This window comes from Reyranella sp., from assembly GCF_965227665.1.
In the GTDB taxonomy this organism is placed as follows: domain Bacteria; phylum Pseudomonadota; class Alphaproteobacteria; order Reyranellales; family Reyranellaceae; genus Reyranella.
The window spans coordinates 2,547,208-2,563,200 of sequence record NZ_OZ245767.1; the positions used below are offsets into that span (position 1 = coordinate 2,547,208).

The 15,993-nt window shown below is 66.2% G+C and carries 14 protein-coding genes and 1 riboswitch; of the genes, 5 read left to right on the plus strand and 9 right to left on the minus strand.

Going from position 1 to position 15,993, the window contains the following annotated elements; translation table 11 throughout:
- Positions 1–14 precede the first annotated feature (14 nt).
- Together ACO07I_RS12360 and ACO07I_RS12365 are read left to right on the plus strand one after the other, a co-directional pair.
- The gene (locus ACO07I_RS12360; RefSeq protein WP_422017690.1) at positions 15–1,172 is read left to right on the plus strand and encodes a CobW family GTP-binding protein; all 1,158 of its coding nucleotides are present in this window, start codon (positions 15–17) and stop codon (positions 1,170–1,172) included.
- A complete protein-coding gene (locus tag ACO07I_RS12365; RefSeq protein ID WP_422017692.1) occupies positions 1,169–2,050 on the plus strand; it encodes a fumarylacetoacetate hydrolase family protein in 882 nt (293 codons plus the stop codon). Before ACO07I_RS12360 ends, ACO07I_RS12365 begins: the two co-directional genes overlap by 4 nt.
- 128 nt (positions 2,051–2,178) lie before the next feature.
- On the opposite strand, the gene ACO07I_RS12370 is transcribed toward ACO07I_RS12365, so the two are convergent.
- The 5 genes from ACO07I_RS12370 to ACO07I_RS12390 form a co-directional block, all read right to left on the minus strand.
- On the minus strand, positions 2,179–5,328 hold the full coding sequence (locus ACO07I_RS12370) for a multidrug efflux RND transporter permease subunit (RefSeq protein WP_422017694.1): 3,150 nt from the start codon (positions 5,326–5,328) through the stop codon (positions 2,179–2,181).
- A gap of 10 nt (positions 5,329–5,338) precedes the next feature.
- Positions 5,339–6,520, minus strand: a complete 1,182-nt coding sequence (locus ACO07I_RS12375) for an efflux RND transporter periplasmic adaptor subunit (RefSeq protein WP_422017696.1) — start codon at positions 6,518–6,520, stop codon at positions 5,339–5,341.
- 255 nt (positions 6,521–6,775) lie between these two features.
- A complete protein-coding gene (locus ACO07I_RS12380; RefSeq protein WP_422017698.1) occupies positions 6,776–7,354 on the minus strand; it encodes a TMEM165/GDT1 family protein in 579 nt (192 codons plus the stop codon).
- A 64-nt stretch (positions 7,355–7,418) separates the two neighbouring features.
- Positions 7,419–7,561: riboswitch (yybP-ykoY riboswitch) on the minus strand.
- Between the two features lie 74 nt (positions 7,562–7,635).
- Positions 7,636–7,962 carry an NIPSNAP family protein gene (locus ACO07I_RS12385; protein ID WP_298309153.1) on the minus strand — a complete coding sequence of 109 codons (327 nt, stop codon included), beginning with the start codon at positions 7,960–7,962 and terminating at the stop codon, positions 7,636–7,638.
- 32 nt (positions 7,963–7,994) lie between these two features.
- Positions 7,995–8,897: an ABC transporter substrate-binding protein gene (locus tag ACO07I_RS12390; RefSeq protein ID WP_422017701.1), complete on the minus strand. Its 903-nt coding sequence runs from the start codon at positions 8,895–8,897 to the stop codon at positions 7,995–7,997.
- Positions 8,898–8,955: 58 nt separating this feature from the next.
- Here ACO07I_RS12390 and polA point away from each other — a divergent pair, with 58 nt between their 5' ends.
- The 3 genes from polA to ACO07I_RS12405 are packed head-to-tail and all read left to right on the plus strand — an operon-like array spanning position 8,956 to position 13,192.
- Positions 8,956–11,874: a DNA polymerase I gene (gene polA, locus ACO07I_RS12395; RefSeq protein ID WP_422017702.1), complete on the plus strand. Its 2,919-nt coding sequence runs from the start codon at positions 8,956–8,958 to the stop codon at positions 11,872–11,874.
- 9 nt (positions 11,875–11,883) lie between these two features.
- Positions 11,884–12,555, plus strand: coding sequence for a hypothetical protein (locus ACO07I_RS12400; RefSeq protein WP_422017704.1), 672 nt, complete (start codon positions 11,884–11,886; stop codon positions 12,553–12,555).
- A gap of 19 nt (positions 12,556–12,574) precedes the next feature.
- Positions 12,575–13,192: a glutathione S-transferase family protein gene (locus tag ACO07I_RS12405; protein ID WP_422017706.1), complete on the plus strand. Its 618-nt coding sequence runs from the start codon at positions 12,575–12,577 to the stop codon at positions 13,190–13,192.
- Positions 13,193–13,198: 6 nt separating this feature from the next.
- Here the strand turns inward: ACO07I_RS12405 and ACO07I_RS12410 are convergent, their stop codons facing one another.
- Genes ACO07I_RS12410 through ACO07I_RS12425 form a run of 4 tightly spaced genes read right to left on the minus strand, consistent with a single transcriptional unit; the run spans position 13,199 to position 15,897 of the window.
- The gene (locus ACO07I_RS12410; RefSeq protein WP_422017708.1) at positions 13,199–13,531 is read right to left on the minus strand and encodes an HdeA/HdeB family chaperone; all 333 of its coding nucleotides are present in this window, start codon (positions 13,529–13,531) and stop codon (positions 13,199–13,201) included.
- Between the two features lie 11 nt (positions 13,532–13,542).
- Positions 13,543–13,764, minus strand: coding sequence for a hypothetical protein (locus ACO07I_RS12415; RefSeq protein ID WP_422017710.1), 222 nt, complete (start codon positions 13,762–13,764; stop codon positions 13,543–13,545).
- Positions 13,765–13,795: 31 nt separating this feature from the next.
- Positions 13,796–14,725 (minus strand): DUF2950 domain-containing protein, encoded by a 930-nt coding sequence (locus tag ACO07I_RS12420; RefSeq protein ID WP_422017712.1) that lies wholly within the window; start codon positions 14,723–14,725, stop codon positions 13,796–13,798.
- Positions 14,722–15,897: a DUF3300 domain-containing protein gene (locus ACO07I_RS12425; RefSeq protein WP_422017714.1), complete on the minus strand. Its 1,176-nt coding sequence runs from the start codon at positions 15,895–15,897 to the stop codon at positions 14,722–14,724. The genes ACO07I_RS12420 and ACO07I_RS12425 overlap by 4 nt, the downstream gene beginning before the upstream one ends.
- Between the last annotated feature and the right edge of the window lie 96 nt (positions 15,898–15,993).

Here is a 15,993-nt window from a genome sequence, read left to right on the forward strand (position 1 = left end):
CACAGGATGTTTCGATGAGCGACCCGCAGAACGCTGCCGAGCAGCGCATTCCCGTCACCGTGCTGACGGGGTTCCTCGGCAGCGGCAAGACCACCCTGCTGAACAAGTTGCTGCGCCGGCCCGAGCTGGCGGATACGGCCGTCATCATCAACGAGTTCGGCGAGATCGGCCTCGACCATCTGCTGGTCGAGAAGTCCGACGACGAGGGCATGGTGACGCTGAACTCCGGCTGCCTGTGCTGCACGGTGCGCGGCGACCTGGTGCGCACCATGAGCGAGCTGTTCCTCAAGCGCGCGCGCGGCGAGGTTTCGCCGTTCAAGCGCATGGTGGTCGAGACCACGGGCCTGGCCGACCCCGCGCCCATCCTGCACACGCTGATGACCGATCCGCTGCTCGCCTCGCGCTACCGCCTCGACGGCGTGGTGACGACGGTCGACGGCGTGAACGGCGCGAGCACGCTCGACAATCACGAGGAGGCCGTGAAGCAGGCCGCCGTGGCCGACCGCATCCTGCTGACCAAGGTCGACATCGCCGACGCGCCCAAGCTCGCCGACCTCAAGCACCGGCTGCAGCATCTCAATCCGGGCGCTCCATTCCACGAGGTCGCGACGGGCGAGATCGACCCCAACCAGATCCTCAATGCCGGCCTCTACAATCCCGAGACCAAGAGCGCCGACGTGAAGAAGTGGCTGCAAGCCGAGGCCTATGAGGGCAGCCACGACCATGGCCACGGGCACCATCACCATGGACATGACCATGGTCACGATCACGGCCATTCCCACGGCCACGGCGAGCAGGATCCGCACGACGTGAACCGCCACGACGACCGCATCCGCTCCTTCTGCATGACCTTCGACGAGCCGATGAGCTGGTCCACGGTGGCCGCGGCCTTTGACGCGCTGGTGACCTATCGCGGCCCCGACCTGCTGCGCATGAAGGGCATCCTGAACGTGAAGGACACCGACAAGCCCGTGGTGATCCATGGCGTGCAGCACGTCTTCCATCCGCCGGCCACGCTCGACGCCTGGCCGGAAGGCGACGACCGCAAGAGCCGCGTCGTGTTCATCACGCGCGACATCGGCGAGAGCACCATCCGCAAGGTCTTCGCCTCTTTCTTCGATGCCGAGAAGAAGGGCTGGGGCAACGCCGCCGAGCAGGCGAAGCCGCAATGAAGCTCGCCACGATCACGCACGCCGGCACCAGCAAGGCCGCGCTCGCTAGCCCGGACGGCAAGACCTTCTGGCCGCTCGAGGCGATGCTGGGGCGTGCCGTTCCGACCCTGGGCGCCATTGTCGGCGAACTCGATGCGATCAAGTCGATGATCAAGCCGACCGGCGCGGGGCTTGCGCTTCCGCAGGTGAAGATCGAGGCGCCGATCCCGCGGCCCGCGCGCAACGTGATGTGCGTCGGCAAGAACTATCACGAGCATGCGAAGGAGTTCGCGCGCAGCGGCTTCGACAGCAGCGCCAGCTCCGCGGCCGACGCCATTCCGACCGCGCCGATCATCTTCACCAAGGCGCCCGAGTGCGTGATCGCCGATGGCGCCGACATCCGCTATCCTGAGGGCGTCAGCGACTCGGTGGACTACGAGGCCGAGCTGGGCCTGGTCATCGGCAAGGGCGGCCGCGGCATCTCCAAGGACGATGCCTACGGCCATATCTGCGGCTACACGATCATTAACGATGTGACGGCGCGCGATCTGCAGGGCAAGCACAAGCAGTGGTTCCTCGGCAAGTCGCTCGACACGTTCTGCCCGATGGGCCCTTGGCTGGTGACCGCCGACGAGGTCGATCCGGAGAATCTCGGCGTGAAGTGCTGGGTGAACGACGAGCTGCGCCAGGACGCCAATACGCGCGACCTCATCTTCGACATCCCGACCCTGATCGCCACGATCTCCGCCGGCATCACGCTCCAGCCGGGCGACGTGATCGCAACCGGTACGCCGGTCGGCGTCGGCATCGGCTTCACGCCGCCGAAGTTCCTGAAGCGCGGCGACCGCGTGACGATCGAGATCGACGGACTGGGCCGGCTGTCGAACACGGTGGCTTAGATCATTCCCCTCTCCATTCACATGGGGAGGTGTCACCGTCTCACGGCGACGGAGGGGTCATGACCCCATCGCCTTCGTAAGACGAAGGCACTTCCCCTTTGCGGACTCCGCAAAGGGGAAGCATTCGATCAGGTCGGCTGCGTCGACACGTGAGTCGGTTCCTTGGCCGCCTCGACCTTCTTCTCGCGATCGCGCGCGAGCACGCGCTGCACCACGACGAAGAAGACCGGCACCATCAGCAGGGCGAGGATGACGACGGCGATCATGCCGCCCATGACGCCGGTGCCCAAAGCCTGCTGGCTCTTGGCGCCCGCGCCGACGGCGATGGCCATCGGCAGCACGCCGCAGACGAAGGCGAAGCCGGTCATCAGGATTGGCCGGAAGCGCAGCTTGCAGGCTTCCAGCGTCGCTTCGACCAGCGGCTTGCCCTGCGAGCGCAGCTCCTTCGCGAACTCGATGATCAGGATGGCGTCCTTGGCGGCGAGGCCGATGATCGTGACCAGGCCCACCGTGAAGTAGACGTCGTTGGGCAGCCCGCGCAGATAGGCCGCGATCACCGCGCCGCAGATGCCGAGAGGCACCGTGAGCAGCACGGCGAGCGGAATCGTCCAGCTCTCGTAGAGCGCCGCCAAGCAGAGGAAGACCAGCAGCGCCGACAGTGCGAGCAGGAGCGGCGCCATAGAGCCCGCGAGCTTCTCCTGCAGCGACTGGCCCGTCCACTCGTAGCCGAAGCCGCGCGGCAGCCGGTCGGCGAGCTTCTCCATCTCGGCGATGGCGTCGCCGCTGGTATAGCCGGGCTTTGCTTCGCCACTGATGCGGACCGAGGGATAGTAGTTGAAGCCCACGATCTGCGTCGGGCCCTTCGACCATTCCACGGTGGCGAAGGCCGAGAAGGGCACCAGCCCTCCCTGCGCATTCTTGACGTTGTAGGCCAGGACTTCGTCGGCGGTCATGCGGCCGGCGGAATCGCTCTGCACGATCACGCGCTGCATGCGCCCGCGATTGGGGAAGTCGTTGACGTAGGCCGAGCCGAGGTTGGTCGAGATGGTGTTGTTGATGTCCTCGAAGGTCACGCCGAAGGCGCTCGCTTTCTCGCGATCGATGACCAGGTTGACGACCGGGGCCTCCGGCAGTCCCTCGACATAGACGTTGCGCAGCACCGGGCTCGCATTCGCCGCCGCGATCAGCTGCTGGGTGGCGGCCATCAGCGCGGCATAGCCCTTCTGTCCGCGATCCTGCAGGCGGAAGCTGAAGCCCGCCGAGTTGCCGAGATTGTCGACCGGCGGCGGCTGCAGCGCCGAAATCTCGGCGTCACGAACCGAAGCCATGGTGCGGTTGATGTCGTCGACGATCGCCGCGGCCGACTCGTTGGGTCCGCGCTCGGACCAGTCCTTCAGGGTGATGAAGGCCTGCGCCGTGTTCATGCCCTGGCCGAGGAAGCTGTAGCCGGTCAGGAAGGTCACGTTGTCGACGCCTTCCCGTCCCGCCAGGTAGCGCTCGACCGCTTCCACCGCCGCCTTGGTGCGATTGTAGGAGGAATCGGCCGGCGTCTGCACGTCGGTCGTGATGAAGCCCTGGTCGTCGATCGGCAGGAAGCCGCCGGGCAGCCGCACGAAGGCCCAGGACAGGCAGATGAGCAGCGCCGCATAGATCGCCATCATCCGTCCCGTCCGCTTCAGCGACCAGCCGACCGTGCCGACATAGCGGTCGCGCACGCCGTCGAGCCGGCGGTTGAACCAGCCGAAGAAACCGCGCTTGGCATGCCCATGGCCGGCGGGGATCGGCTTGAGCAGGGTCGCGCACAGAGCCGGCGTCAGCGAGAGCGCCAGTAGCGCGGAGAAGCCGATCGCCGCCACCATCGTCACCGAGAACTGGCGATAGATGATGCCGACCGAGCCCGGGAAGAAGGCCATCGGCAGGAACACCGCGATCAGGACCAGCGTGATGCCGATGATGGCGCTGGTGATCTGCTTCATCGCCTTGCGCGTCGCATCCTTGGGCGACAGCCCCTCCTCCGCCATGATGCGCTCGACGTTCTCGACGACGACGATCGCGTCGTCGACCAGGATTCCGATCGCCAGCACCATGCTGAACAAGGTGAGCATGTTGATGGAGTAGCCGACGGCCAGCAGCGTCGCGCAGGTGCCGAGCAGCGCCACCGGCACCACGATGGTAGGGATGATCGTGTAGCGGATGTTCTGCAGGAACAGGAACATCACGACGAAGACCAGCACGACGGCCTCGGCCAGGGTCATGAGGACCTTCTGGATCGAGGCCTCGACGACCGGCGTGATGTTGTAGGGGATCGAATAGGTGATGTTGGCCGGGAAGAAGCGCGAGAGCTCCTTCATCTTCGCCTCGACGGCGCTGGCCGTCGCCAGCGCATTGCCGGTCGGCGCCAGCAACACGGAGAGGCCGGCGGTCGGCTTGCCGTTCAGCCGCGTGTTGAACTGGTAGCCCATGCCGCCGACCTCGATGCGCGCCACGTCGCGCAGCCGCACGGTCGACCCGTCGGGATTGGCGCGCAGCACGATCGCGCCGAATTCATCCGGCGAGGAGAGTTGGCCCTTGACCAGGACGAGCGCGGAAATCTTCTGATGGGCCGGGCTCGGCTCGGCGCCGAGGCTGCCTGATGCGACCTGCGCGTTCTGCGCGTTGATGGCGCGCGTGACGTCGTCCGAGGTCAGGTTGTAGCCGACCAGCTTCGCCGGATCGATCCAGATGCGCAGCGATCGCTCGGTCGAATAGAGGGTTGCGCGACCGACGCCGGGGATGCGTCGAATCTCGCCCAGCACGTTGCGGACCATGAAGTCGCCCAGCCCGACCTCGTCGAGGCTGCCGTCGGTCGAATTGAGCGTGATGATCTGGAGCACCGCGCTCGAGGCTTCCTCGATCAGGATGCCCTGCTGGATCACCGCCCGGGGCAGACGCGCTTCGACCCGCTTGATGCGGTTCTGCACCTCGACCGAGGCCATGCCCGGATCGGTGCCTGGCTGGAAGTTCGCGATGATCTCGACCTGTCCGAGCGAATCGCTGGCGGATTCGAAGTTCAGGATGCCCGAGGCGCCGTTCAGCTCCTCCTCGATCAGCCGCGTGACGCTGTTGTAGAGATTCTCAGGCGATGCGCCGGGATAGCTCGTGCTGATCGAGATCGAAGGGGGCGCGATGATCGGATACTGGGCGATCGCCAGCAGCGGGATCGAGATCGTGCCGATCAGGCAGACGAAGAGCGCGATGACCCAGGCAAAGATCGGGCGATCGATGAAGAAGCTCGGCATGTGTCGCGGCTCAACGCGTGGAGGTCGTGGCCGAGCCTTCGGGTTTAGCTTCCGCGCTGACGACCCTTGGATTGACGGTGTCGCCGGCAGCGAACTTCTGGAAGCCGTCGACCACGACCCGGTCACCCGCCTTCAAGCCATCGAGCACCAGCCACTGGCCGCCCTGCACCGGACCGAGCCGAACCGGCTGCACGGCGACGCGGTTGTCTTCCTTGACGACGAACACCTCGCTGCCGCCGCCGCCGTTGCGCTGGATCGCCTGTTCGGGAAGGCTGATCGCATCGGTGTCGACGCCCTGCTCGATCAGGACGCGCACGTACATGCCCGACAGCAGCTCGCGATTGGGATTGAGGAACGTGCCGCGCAAGGTCACCTGGCCGGTGGAGGCATCGACCCGGGCCTCGGAAAACAGCAGCTTTCCAGCATAGGGGTAGATGGTGCCGTCATCCAGCAGCAGGCGGACCTTGGTCGCGTCGGGCTCGATGCGCTCCAGTTCGCCGGATTCGAGGGCCCGGCGCAGCTTGTTGAGCTCGCCCACCGACTGCGTGAAATCGGCGTAGATCGGGTCGAGCTGCTGGATGGTGGCGAGGCTGGTCGCGTCGTTCTGGACGACGAGCGCGCCCTCGCTGACCCGCGCGGCGCCGATGCGCCCGTTGATTGGCGCACGGACCGTCGCATAGTCGAGGCTGAGGCGCGCACGCGCCACGTCGGCTTCCCGGGCCGCAACCTCGGCCCTCGCCTGCTCGACCGTTGCCACGGCGATCTCGTGCTGGGCGGTGGAGATGGCCTGCGTCCTGGTCAGCGCCGCGGAGCGGCTGGCCTGCGGGATCGCGAGATCGAGCGCCGCCCTTGCCTTGTCGAGCGCTGCCTGCGCGGCCTGCAGTTCCACTTCGAACGGCTTGGGATCGATCTGATAGAGGGCCTCTCCCACCTTCACGTCGCTGCCCTGGTTGAACAGCCGCTCGACGATGATGCCGGAGACACGCGGCCGGACGTCGGCAACGCGCGTGGGCGCAATCCGCCCCGGCAGCTCGCGAACGATCGTGCGCGGCTGCGGCGTCACCGTGACGACGCCGACTTCCGGCGGGGGCGCCTCGGGCTCTGCCGTTGCCGAGGATTCCTTGCAACCTGCGAGAACCGGTGCCAGCAGCACCAGGAAGAGGGCCAGTTTCCAAGGATTGGCAGCAGGCATCGACAATCTCTCCATACGTCTGTGCGCCGAGGGCGCAGAATTTCACCTCCGCGCCGTGTGTTTCCGGCGCAGATGCTTTTCTCGAACGTTTCGGATCCCTGCACGACTTCGGCGCTGCTTGTTCAGTCTCTCGGGGCTGCCGTTCGGTCGATTCGCAGGGTGTGAAGTTTGGTCAGGAGTATGGCATTACAAGGACGACGCCCTGGCCGGGCGTCATCACGTTCATGCGAGGTGAAGTCCAACCTCGACCGGCGGTCAGCCGCCCATCAGCCCCATGTCCAGCTTGAACAGGGCGAGCAGCCCCAGCACCACGAAGGCTGCCGCCGCGAGCGAGCGCACGAGCGTGAGGGACACCTTGCGCGACAGCACGTCGCCGAACAGCACCGCCGGCACATTGGCGATCATCATGCCGAACGTGGTGCCGGCGGTCACCGCGAACAGATCGTTGAAGCGTGCCGACAGCGCCACGGTCGCAATCTGGGTCTTGTCGCCGATCTCGACCAGGAAGAAGGCGATCGCGGTCGCCACGAACGCACCGGCCGCGCCCGCGACCTTCGGGCCTTCGTCGGCCTTGTCGGGGATCAGGCACCACACGGCCATCGCCAGAAAGAGGATACCCAGGATCCAGCGCATCGCGTCGGGCCCCAGCCAGGCGGCGACGGCGGCACCGGCCCAGGCGGCCAGCGCGTGGTTGGCCAGGGTGGCGACCAGGATACCCAGGATGATGGGGATTGGGCGGCGGTACCGGGTGGCGAGAATCATGGCCAGGAGTTGCGTCTTGTCTCCGATCTCGGCGACGGCAACGATTCCTGTAGAGACGAGAAAGGCTTCCACGGCGAATCACACAGCGGGACCGAGCACGAACCTATGGCTCCCGGTGCCGCCCGATCCCGCGGGTAAAGGCACTGGAAAGCCAAAGGTCTCGCCAAGCGCGGTCCGTTGGACCGTCGGTCGCCGGATGGGCCATGGATCCCGAAGGATCCAAGTCTGTTGACACATCCGCCTCTGGGGTGAGGCCGGCTACTCCCCGATGACGGGACGCTGATAGTCCTCTGCCCCGCCCGCTGCAAGCCCCGGAACGTCGCGGGTTTCGCGAACGCCCCACAGCCGGTCGCTCAGGGGTGCGGCCCCCATGGCGCCGCGTTCAATAGCTTCACCTCCTGGCTCATCACGAGGGGGCGGAACTTCACCGCGAAGCCGTCCATGAAGGCGGGGTCGGCGAAGACGGCGGCCCAGTGACTGCGCCGGTGGGCGTCGTCGTCGAATTTCCAGAGATGGACGATCTGGTTGATCGTGCCGGTGTCGCCCTGGAAGTAACCGACGAGGTTCTTCGCATGGCCGCCCTTGTCGAGCGCCGGAAAGCCGAACTCCTGGTAGAGCTTCACGGCTTCGCCCATCTTGCCGACATAGAGCGTGTAGGTCCTGAGCTCGTAGAGCGCCATGTCGATCTCCCCTCTCGAATTGCCGATTGGCTTCAGCCGATCGCGCGCGTGGCCAGCTTCGTGTCGACGACATCCTCGAAGGCGATGTCGCGCGACAGGATTCCCGACGAGCGCATGGCCGCGTGCAGCCGATCATAGCCTTCGCGCCGGATGACCGGATCGCGGCCCCACAGCTCGAGGGCGCGATAACGGTCGATGCAGGCGGCGAACAGGTCGCGCGGCACATCGGGAAAGAACGACTGCACGACGTCCACGATTTCGAGCGACGGGGTGACGGCGAACCATTTCAGGGTCGCATCCATGCCGCGGATCATGCAGGCCAGCTCCTCGGCGCGACCTTCGAGCACGCCGCGCCGCGTCACCAGGGTCGTATAGGCGGTAAGGCCGCGGCCGGCGGCGGCGTTCCAGATATGACCGGCCCCCGTGGACACGAGATTCTCGGCATAGGGCTGGAAGACCTGCACGGCATCGACCCTTCCTTCGCGCAGGGCGGCCTCGTTCTCGGCCATGCTCTTGTCGTCGATCCGGTCGACCTTCGCGGGATCGACGCCGGCGCGGCGCAGGTCGTCGTGCAGGCAGACCCAGGGCGTCGGCACTTCCGAGACCGTCGCCAGCTTCACCGACAGGAGATCGGCGAACTTGAAATCCGGGCGCGGCGTCGCGCCCACCACGAAGAACGGGTCGCGCGCCACCACGTCGCAGAAGCAGACGAGGTCCGAGCCCGGGTCCTTGTCGCGCGCGATCAGGACACGCAGCGGCCCGCCCCACATCACGTCGACCTCCCCGGCGCGCAGCGCCCGCGCGGCCTCCAGCGGGTCGGACGAGGGCCGCAACTCGACCTCGACACCGGCCCGCTTGAAAGCACCGCTGGCATGGGCGGCATAGAAGGGAGCGTAGAACAGCGCGCGGAAATTCTCGGACAGGATGATGGTCATGCACCGATCGTAACACAGCCATCTCCCGCCGCATGGCCCAGCGTGCTAGGCCTTGGACATGGCGAAATCCAAGGCTCCCGCGACGACCCCGGCGGACGGCGACAAGCCGCTCCGCCACCTCTACCTGATCGACGGCTCGGGCTATCTGTTCCGCGCCTATCACGCCCTGCCGCCGATGAACCGGCCCGACGGGACGCCGATCAACGCCGTGTTCGGCTTCTGCCGCATGCTGGTGGCCGACCTGCTGGACAATCCCGAGATCGACCATATCGCGATGATCCTCGACGCCGGCAGCGTCACCTTCCGCAACCAGATCTACGACAAGTACAAGGCCAACCGGCCCGACCCGCCGGAAGACCTGATCCCGCAATTCCCGCTGATCCGCGAGGCTGCGCGCGCCTTCAACGTCACGGTGTGCGAACTCGAGGGCTACGAGGCCGACGACCTGATCGCCACCTACGCACGCATGGCCGTCGAGGCCGGCGGCACCTGCACGATCGTCTCGTCCGACAAGGACCTGATGCAGCTCGTGCGGCCCGGCGTCGAGCTGATGGACCCGATCAAGAAGATCAAGCTCGGGCCCGAGGCGGTGTTCGAGAAGTTCGGCGTGACGCCCGACAAGGTCGTCGACGTGCAGGCGCTGGCCGGCGATTCGACCGACAACGTGCCGGGCGCCCCGGGTATCGGCATCAAGACCGCCGCCCAACTCATTAACGAATACGGTTCCCTCGAGTCGCTGCTGGAGCGCACCAAGGAGATCAAGCAGCCCAAGCGGCGCGAATCGCTGGAGAACAATGCCGAGCTGATCCGCATCTCCAAGCAGCTCGTCACCTTGCGCGACGACGTGCCGACACCCGCGGAGCCCGAGGCCTTCGACAAGCGCAGGCCAGATCCCAACGTGCTGCTGCCCTGGCTCGAACAGCAGGGCTTCAGGACCCTGCTGCAGCGATTCACGAGCGAGCTGGGCGAGGCGAGTGCGCCGGTTGCGCCCTCCTCCGCGTCCGCGCCGGTGAAGAAGGCCGACCCCACGCCCGCCCCCACCGCTTCTTCCTCGAAGAAACCCAACCGCGACTTCACGGCGGCCGACTACGAGATGATCCAGGACGAGAAGCTGCTCGACGAATGGATCGCCGAGGCGACACGGGCCGGCACGGTGGCGTTCGATTGCGAGACCGACGGGCTCGATTCAAACAATGCCGGCCTGGTCGGCGTCTCGCTGGCCCTGCTCGAAGGCCCGTGGGGCGACGTCAACTCGACGCGCCGGCGCGCCGCCTACCTGCCGCTGATGCATCGCACCCCCGGCGGTGCCGTGCAGGGCGCGCTCGATCTGCTGGGCGACGGCGGCGACAAGGATGCCGGCAAGCTGCTCGAGGGGCAGATCCCCTTCAAGACCGCGATCGAAAAGCTGAAGCCGTTGCTGGAAGATCCGGCGGTGCTGAAGGTCGGCCAGAACATCAAGTACGACATGGCGGTGTTCCGCCGGCATGGCGTCGAGATCGGCCCGGTCGACGACACGATGCTGATCTCGTTCGTCCTCGACGCCGGCAGGAACAACCACGGCATGGACGAACTGGCCGAACTGCATCTCGGCCAGAAGACGATAAAATTCTCCGACGTGGCCGGCAGCGGTTCCAAGCAGGTGACCTTCGACAAGGTGCCGCTCGACAAGGCGCGCGACTATGCCGCCGAGGACGCCGACGTCACCATGCAGCTCTGGGCGCGCCTCAAGCCGCGCCTCGTCCCTGAGCGCGTCACCTCGATGTACGAGACCATCGAGCGGCCGCTGATCCCGGTTCTGCTCTCGATGGAGAGCGCGGGCATCAAGGTCGACGCGCTGAAGCTCAAGGGGCTGAGCGCCGACTTCGAGAAGCGGCTGGCCGAACTCGAAGGCGAGATCCACAAGATCGCCGGCCGCGAGTTCAATGTCGGCTCGCCCAAGCAGCTGGGCGAAATCCTGTTCGACGAACAGAAGCTGCCCGGCGGCAAGCGCAACAAGAATGGCTCGTGGGCCACCGACGCCTCGGTGCTGGACGACCTCGCGGCGCAGGGGCATCCGCTGCCGGTGAAGATCCTGGAGCACCGCCAGCTCGCCAAGCTCAAGGGCACCTACACCGACGCGCTGGTGCGCCAGGTCGATGCGAAGACGGGTCGCGTCCACACCTCGTATCACATGACCGGCGCCGCCACGGGACGACTCGCCTCGACCGATCCCAACCTGCAGAACATTCCGGTGCGCAGCGAGGAAGGCCGCAAGATCCGCCAGGCCTTCATTGCCGAGACGGGCTACAAGCTGCTCAGCGCCGATTATTCGCAGATCGAGCTGCGCCTGCTGGCGCATGTCGCCGACATTCCGTCCCTGAAGGAGGCCTTCGCGCGCGGCGATGACATCCACGCCATCACCGCCTCCGACATGTTCGGCGTGCCGGTGAAGGGCATGGACCCGCTGGTGCGACGGCGCGCCAAGGCGATCAACTTCGGCATCATCTACGGCATCTCGGCCTTCGGCCTCGCCAACCAGCTCGGCATCGGCCAGCAGGAGGCCAAGGATTACATCGCCAAATACTTCCAGCGCTATCCCGGCATCCGCGACTACATGGAGCGGACCAAGGACTTCGCGCGCAAGCACGGCTATGTGCTGACGCCGTTCGGCCGTAAGATCCACCTGCGCTTCATCCACGACAAGAGCCAGGGCATGCGGGCCTTCGCCGAGCGCGCGGCGATCAACGCCCCGCTGCAGGGCGGCGGCGCCGACATCATCAAGCGCGCCATGATCCGCCTCCCCGGCGCCCTCACGGCCGCCAAGCTCAAGGCGAGGATGCTCCTGCAGGTGCACGACGAACTCCTGTTCGAAGTGCCCGAGAAGGAACTCGACAAGACGAAGGACGTGACCCGCAAGATCATGGAAAGCGCCGCCTCCCTCACCGTTCCGCTGGTCGTCGACACCGGCGTCGGCGACAACTGGGCGGCGGCGCACTAGGAGCGAGCGATGCGCGCGAAGCTTACGGCCCTGGCTTTTTTTCTTGCGATGCCAGCCCACGCGGAGTCTGACATTGTGATCGAGGACAGGCCTTGTTGCGAAGAGCAACGCGCGATCACGTCCCGTTCGCCTGAGGCGGAAGTAATCGCCTCGATACCGGAGCAAGCTTTTCGCTCAGGCAGCGTCCTGTGGCTGAAGCTCGAGGGCAATCGATTGGCGCGGATCATCGATTGCATTGCCTATGCCTGCTATGTTGATAGTTCGCGTCGGCACGAGCTGGTGGCATGGTGGCCGAAGCACCGCCAATACGTGATCGATGTTGGACTCTACGAAGGACGACAAGCTTTTCTGATCTCAGAGCGAGACGGCCGCCGGACGTCGGTGTTCGCACCACCTATTCTATCGCCCTCCGGTCGCTACGCCGTCGCGGCCGACCTGTCGCCAGGCCACGGCAATGGCTTGCAGATCATCGACATGGACACAAATCCTCCAACCGTCGTTGCCGTAGAATCGAAGCCCGCGTGTCCCGGGGTCAAGCCGCAATTATGGTTACGACCGGATCCACGTTGGCTCGATGATACACGCATTATTTTTGAAGGGTCCCTCGATCCGGTCCAGTTCGACCCTGACATCAAACACATCCTGCGCATCGTCGACGGGAAGCCGGAATGGGAATGCTGAATTCAAGGAGAGTGATTCGATGAAAATCTGGGGCCGCGCCAATTCGATCAACGTGATGAAGGTGCTGTGGTGCGCCGACGAGTGCGGGCTGAGCTACGAGCGCGAGGATGTCGGCGGGGCGTTCGGCGGCAACGACCAGAAATGGTACCTCGACATGAACCCGAACGGCGTCGTGCCGACCATCGACGTGGGCGGGCGCATCATCTGGGAAAGCAATTCGGCGGTGCGCTATCTCGCCGCCCGGCATGCCGCGGGCACGCTGTGGCCCACTGATCCCGGCCTGCGCAGCGAGGCCGACCGCTGGATGGACTGGCAGCTCAGCACCATCGCCGAGCCGATGCGCCTTGCCTTCTGGGGCCTGATCCGCACGCCGCCGGAGAAGCGCGACATGGCGGCGATCGGGAAGGCCGCCGCGGAGGCCGGCAAGCTGTTCGGCCGGCTGGATGGCTGGCTTGAGGGCCGGCGCTACGTCGCGGGCGACCAGTTCACGATGGGCGACATCCCGGTCGGCTGCTTCGTCCACCGCTGGTATGCGCTGGAAATCGAACGCCCGGACCTGAAGAATGTCCGGGCGTGGTACGAGCGCCTCATGAAGCGCCCGGCCTATGCCAGGCACATCATGATCAAGCTGACCTGACGGTCGCTACTTGCGCTTCGGCAGCTTCGAGCTCTCGGCCACGATGGCGCGGTCGACCACCGTGAACAGGTAGGCGTCGGGCGACAGGGTGCAGCCGCCGCGCACGAGATGGGCGAGCTGGGCGCCCTGCTCGCCGTCGGGAATCAGGACACCGCGCACCCGCGCCGAATGCTCCGCGAGGAAGACGGCCAGCGCCTTGCGGGCTTCCGGGTTCATCGCATGGGCCTCGCGGCAGGTGATGTAGGCCGCCTGGTCGAAATTGAGCGGCGGGTTCTGCGCCTGGGCGGACGCCGAGATGGCGATGGTGGCCGCCAGCGCGAGAAGAATCCTGGAGGTCATCTGGATCTCCCTTACTTGCTGTTGCCGATGGCGGTGCCGCCAATATAGCCGACCGCGCCGCCGATCAGGCCGGCGCCGACCACCGCGCCGAAGCTGCCGCCGGTCGCGAGTCCGATACCGGTGCCGGCCGCGGCGCCAACGAGCGCGCCGGTTTGCCCGTCCGACAGGTTGCTGGTGTTGCAACCGCAAAGGAAGCCCGCCGCGACGACCAGCGTCAGGATCTTCGTCTTCATCATACCTCTCCCCTTCACGACGACGCTTCCGTTACGGAGGCGTCATGTCCGCCTTCACCCAACCCTTATCAGGATTGAAGGTGTTCATCATGCCGGCCTTCTGCGCCGTCTCGGGCCCCAGGTCCTGCTGGTAGACCTCGCCCTTGTAGTCGACGATGAAGGTCATGACCCCGGTCACGCCGTAGCGCACCGGCCACGCGATGGCACCGAAACCACCCATCATGCGGCCATTGACGATGTAGTCGCGCGCGCCGCCCGGGGCCGCCGGGCCCTGGCCATAAAGCAGACGGAAATAGTAGCCGTAATGGCCGTCCGGAGAATTGCCGTCGGCCTGGGCACGGGCGACCGCCGGCCCGAGCGGGCTCTGCGGTTCGCCCGGCTTGGTCTCCCAGTAGAGACCGTCCTTGCGGCCCGGGGAGCTGAGCAGGCGCCGCGCATAGACCGGCGAGCCGGTCTTCATCGGATCCATCGCCGAGTAGTCGCGCTGGGCGTCGACGATGGCCAGCATCGTCTGCACCACCGCGGCTTCGTCATGGCCGATCTGGCGCAGGCGCATCTCGCGCCAGCCGGCGACCGGATCGAAGCGCCACTCCGCACCGTCTTTCACGAGGGGGATCGGCAAGGTCCAACCGGCCTTGCCGGCCATTATGGTCGCCTTGTCGCCCGAGACCTTGACCTCGTGGCTTTCGTCCCAGGCGGCGAGGTAGGCCTTCCGACGCTCCTCACGCTGCTCGGACGTCGTCGGAACGAACTCGTTCCATTGGGGTCCCAAGAGGGCGCCCAGAGCCTTCTGGTCGCCCTTGCGGACCGCGTCGGTGAAGGCACTCGCGGCCGCGTCGGCCGTCGGGAACGCCTGAAGCTTGGCTGCCTGCTGGGCGACCGCGCCACCGGCCAGGCCCCCTGCAAGACCAACGAATACCGCCAGCGCAAGGAGGCCGCGCCGGAACATCGTGCCGCTCATCGCCGTCCTCCTCCCCCGAACCTTTCGCCCCCGCCGCCAAAGCGCTCGCCGCCGCCGCCCCAGCTGCGGTTACCCCAGGACTGGCTGCCGCGGTTGAAATCGCGGCTGGCGCCGCTGCCGCCGCGGTTGATGTCACCGAAGGCGCCGCGGTCACCGGCCGTCCGGTTCTCGAAGCTGCGATTCTCCGCCGGCCTATTCTCGGCAGGACGGGCCTCGGCACCGCGATTCTGCACGCCCTCCGCACCGCGCCCGTCGAGCTGACCGCGGAACTGTTCTCGCTGAGCCGCCGAATCGGGGCGATGCTGGCCGAACTCCTGCCGCTCGGCGGGCGTCCGGTACGGCACGCCGTCGCGATGCGCCGGATCGTGGCTCCACTGGCCGTTGCGATAACGGTCGGCGTTGAAATTGTTGGTGATGTTGGTCGCGCGGTTGACGTTCACCGTCGTGTAGCTGTTGCCCCAGCCGCCACCGCCATAACCCCAGTGCCAGCCGCCGAACATCGCGGCGCCGGCGGCCACGCCCAGCCCGAACATCATGCCGCTCATCAGCGCCGCGCCATAGTTGGGCGGCGGCGGATAATAGGGTGGCGGATAGGCGGGATAGGGCCAGGCGCCGTAGGCCCAGGCCGGATTGTAATAGGGAACGTAAAGCAGCTCGGGATTGGCCGGCTCGATGACGATCGCGCTGGCGCCGCCGCTCGACTGCGTCGTCACCGTCTGCTGCGGGGTCGACTTCAGATTGCCGGCGGCCTGAGCCTTGGCGCGCAGGCGCTGGACCGCCGTCGCGACGTCCTTCTGTTGGCCGATCATCGCGTCGCCCAGCTTCTGGGTCCAGTCGAGCTGGTTGCTCATCATCTGCAGCGTCTGCGGAAACGCCACCAGCGACTTCACGCTGACGTCCCAGCTCTTGTCCTTCACCGCCGCGACGGCGGCGTCGCCCTTGAGGTTGGGATTGGCCTGCGACCAGCGCGCCGCCTCGACGACCTCCAGCGGATAGGTCGCGGCCATCAGGACCTGCGACAGAAGCGCGTCGGGATAGAGGGCAATCGGGGCCAGCATCTGGTCAAGCTGTTCCATCGTGAACGGCTTGTTGGAGTCCTGCGCACGCAGTCCATGGAAGGGGGCGAGAGCGAGTGCGGCCGTCGACAATGCAAGAAGTTTGCGTCGTTCCATGTCCTGCTCGTTTCCTCTCGAATACTGGCAAATAAGCCATCGGCACACTACTGGCGAAGACCATATCGCGTCCAGCGCAGCACCTCGTCACATCAG

What these genes read in the sequence shown, in the direction of transcription:
- ACO07I_RS12360 (WP_422017690.1), top strand. Translation starts at nt 15, where the DNA reads ATGAGCGACCCGCAGAACGCTGCCGAGCAGCGCATTCCCGTCACCGTG.
- ACO07I_RS12365 (WP_422017692.1), top strand. Translation starts at nt 1,169, where the DNA reads ATGAAGCTCGCCACGATCACGCACGCCGGCACCAGCAAGGCCGCGCTC.
- ACO07I_RS12370 (WP_422017694.1), bottom strand. Translation starts at nt 5,328, where the DNA reads ATGCCGAGCTTCTTCATCGATCGCCCGATCTTTGCCTGGGTCATCGCG.
- ACO07I_RS12375 (WP_422017696.1), bottom strand. Translation starts at nt 6,520, where the DNA reads ATGCCTGCTGCCAATCCTTGGAAACTGGCCCTCTTCCTGGTGCTGCTG.
- ACO07I_RS12385 (WP_298309153.1), bottom strand. Translation starts at nt 7,962, where the DNA reads ATGGCGCTCTACGAGCTCAGGACCTACACGCTCTATGTCGGCAAGATG.
- ACO07I_RS12390 (WP_422017701.1), bottom strand. Translation starts at nt 8,897, where the DNA reads ATGACCATCATCCTGTCCGAGAATTTCCGCGCGCTGTTCTACGCTCCC.
- polA (WP_422017702.1), top strand. Translation starts at nt 8,956, where the DNA reads ATGGCGAAATCCAAGGCTCCCGCGACGACCCCGGCGGACGGCGACAAG.
- ACO07I_RS12400 (WP_422017704.1), top strand. Translation starts at nt 11,884, where the DNA reads ATGCGCGCGAAGCTTACGGCCCTGGCTTTTTTTCTTGCGATGCCAGCC.
- ACO07I_RS12405 (WP_422017706.1), top strand. Translation starts at nt 12,575, where the DNA reads ATGAAAATCTGGGGCCGCGCCAATTCGATCAACGTGATGAAGGTGCTG.
- ACO07I_RS12410 (WP_422017708.1), bottom strand. Translation starts at nt 13,531, where the DNA reads ATGACCTCCAGGATTCTTCTCGCGCTGGCGGCCACCATCGCCATCTCG.
- ACO07I_RS12415 (WP_422017710.1), bottom strand. Translation starts at nt 13,764, where the DNA reads ATGAAGACGAAGATCCTGACGCTGGTCGTCGCGGCGGGCTTCCTTTGC.
- ACO07I_RS12420 (WP_422017712.1), bottom strand. Translation starts at nt 14,725, where the DNA reads ATGAGCGGCACGATGTTCCGGCGCGGCCTCCTTGCGCTGGCGGTATTC.
- ACO07I_RS12425 (WP_422017714.1), bottom strand. Translation starts at nt 15,897, where the DNA reads ATGGAACGACGCAAACTTCTTGCATTGTCGACGGCCGCACTCGCTCTC.